A 2,081-nucleotide genomic window follows, 5' to 3' on the forward strand; every position below is an offset into this window, starting at 1 on the left:
CGGTTGCCGATCGCGGCGCGAAACTCGACCGGGATCGGGCCGTCCTGCTCGATCGTCAGGTAGCTGATGCAGCGCCGCGCGTCGAGCCGGTAGGGGGCGATGATCGCCCCGGTCGGACAGGCATCCAGGCAGGCGCGGCACTGGCCGCAATGCGCGCTGACCGGCTCGCTGGGCGGCAGCGCCAGGTCCAGGTAGATCTCGCCGAGGAAGAACATCGAGCCGCTGTCGCGGTGCAGCGTCAGGGTGTGCTTGCCGCGCCAGCCGATGCCCGAGCGGCTGGCGAGTTCCACCTCCAGCACCGGCGCCGAGTCGGTGAACACGCGGTGCCCCATCGGGCCGACGCGCGCCTGCAGGCGGTCCGCCAGCTGCTGCAGGCGCTGGCGCAGGACCTTGTGGTAGTCCCGGCCGCGGGCGTAGAGCGACACCTGCGCCCGCGCCGGGTCGGCCAGCGCGGCCCACTCCCGCGCCTGCCATTCGGGGCCGATGGCCTCGGGCAGGTAGTCCATGCGCGCGGTGAGGATGCTGATCGTGCCGGGCACCAGTTCGGCCGGGCGGGCGCGCTTGAGGCCATGCGCGGCCATGTACTGCATCTCGCCGTGGAAGCCGGCGTCGAGCCAGGCCTGCAGGCCGGCCTCCGCATCGCTCAGATCGACGTGGGCCACCCCAATCTGTGAGAATCCGAGCTCATGCGCCCAGGCGCGCACCTCGACCATCAGCGCAGCCAGCGCGTCGGGGTCGCGGGAGGGGCTCGAGGAGGCGTCGGAGGGCGCGTCGAGCCGCGGGGTGTTGACCAAGGAATTCATCGCTGTTGAGCATTCTAGAAACCCGCCCATTCCGTTGGCCCGACGAGGCCGCCTGCGAGCGCTTCGCGCAGGCGTTGGCCCGCTGTCCGCAGATCGCGGACCTGGGCATCGAGCTCGACGGCGGCCTGGGGGCCGGCAAGACCAGCCTGGTGCGCCACCTGCTGCGTGCGCTGGGCGTCACCGGCCGCATCAAGAGCCCCAGCTACGCGGTGGTCGAGGACTACACGCCGCCCGGCCTCGGCGGCTTGCCCGCCCACCACTTCGACTTCTACCGCTTCAGCGATCCGCGCGAGTGGGAGGACGCGGGCTTCCGCGACGTCTTCGCCGCGCCGGGGCTCAAGCTCAGCGAATGGCCGTCCAAGGCCGCCGGCATGCTCCCGCCCCCGGACCTGCGGCTGGTGCTCGCGGTCAATGACGACGACAGCCGGGACGTCCGCGCCGAGGCGCACACGCCGCGCGGCCAGGCGCTGCTCGCCGAGCTGGACCGGCAACTGGCCGCCTCGACCTCATCGTCCGCCGCGCCCGCCGCTTCCGATGCGCCAGGCACGGGCGGCGCCCCCGATTGACATCGATTCGAACGAGACCGACACGCCTCACATGAACGGAGACCTGACCGGCCTGCCTGCCGCCCCCCTGCCGCACGACGCGGTGGCGGCCCCGTCCACGCCCGTGACCGCGCCCGCGTCGCGCGACCGCCGCAAGGCCCTGCGCCGCATGGGCGCGGTGGTGCTGAGCTTCCCGGCCCTGCCCGCGCTGGCCGCGGGCGTCACCGGCGCCGCCACCATCGTCGCGGTGCGCGTCTGGCCGGCGAGCGACTACACGCGCGTGACCATCGAGTCCGATCGCCAACTGGCCGCCAGGAGCTTCATGGCCGCGAATCCGGACCGGCTCGTCATCGACATCGATGGCCTGGAACTGAACGCCGGCCTGAAGGAGCTGCTCGGCAAGGTGAAGCCGGACGACCCTTACATCGCCGGCGTGCGCGTGGGACAGAACCAGCCGCGCGTGGTGCGGATCGTGCTGGACCTGAAGCAGGCGGTGGCGCCGCAGGTGTTCACCATCGAGCCGGTGGCGGCCTACAAGAACCGCCTGGTGCTGGACCTGCATCCGACGCGCGAGCGCGATCCGCTGCTGGACCTGGTGCGCGAGAAGGAAGCCGCCGAGAGCGCCGCGGCGCAGTCGGTCAACGACGCGCTGGGCGAGTTGATCGGCCGCATCGACCGCCCGCAGACGGCCGCCTCGAGCGCCGAGAGCGCCGCCAGCGCGGCGGCCCTGCCC

Annotated in this window: 3 protein-coding genes; 2 read left to right on the top strand and 1 reads right to left on the bottom strand. The window is 72.7% G+C overall.

Going from position 1 to position 2,081, the window contains the following annotated elements; genetic code table 11:
* The coding region (queG, locus tag FUT87_RS24890) for a tRNA epoxyqueuosine(34) reductase QueG (protein ID WP_147242737.1) at positions 1–713 on the bottom strand (713 nt) is incomplete at its 3' end.
* A 92-nt stretch (positions 714–805) separates the two neighbouring features.
* Between queG and tsaE the strand changes: the two genes are divergently transcribed.
* Both tsaE and FUT87_RS24900 read left to right on the top strand, forming a co-directional pair.
* Positions 806–1,369 (top strand): tRNA (adenosine(37)-N6)-threonylcarbamoyltransferase complex ATPase subunit type 1 TsaE, encoded by a 564-nt coding sequence (gene tsaE / locus FUT87_RS24895; protein ID WP_147242736.1) that lies wholly within the window; start codon positions 806–808, stop codon positions 1,367–1,369.
* 31 nt (positions 1,370–1,400) lie between these two features.
* Positions 1,401–2,081 (top strand): AMIN domain-containing protein (locus FUT87_RS24900; protein WP_255512024.1); only part of this gene is annotated, 681 nt, incomplete at its 3' end.

The sequence above is a fragment of the Mitsuaria sp. TWR114 genome (genome assembly GCF_007997345.1).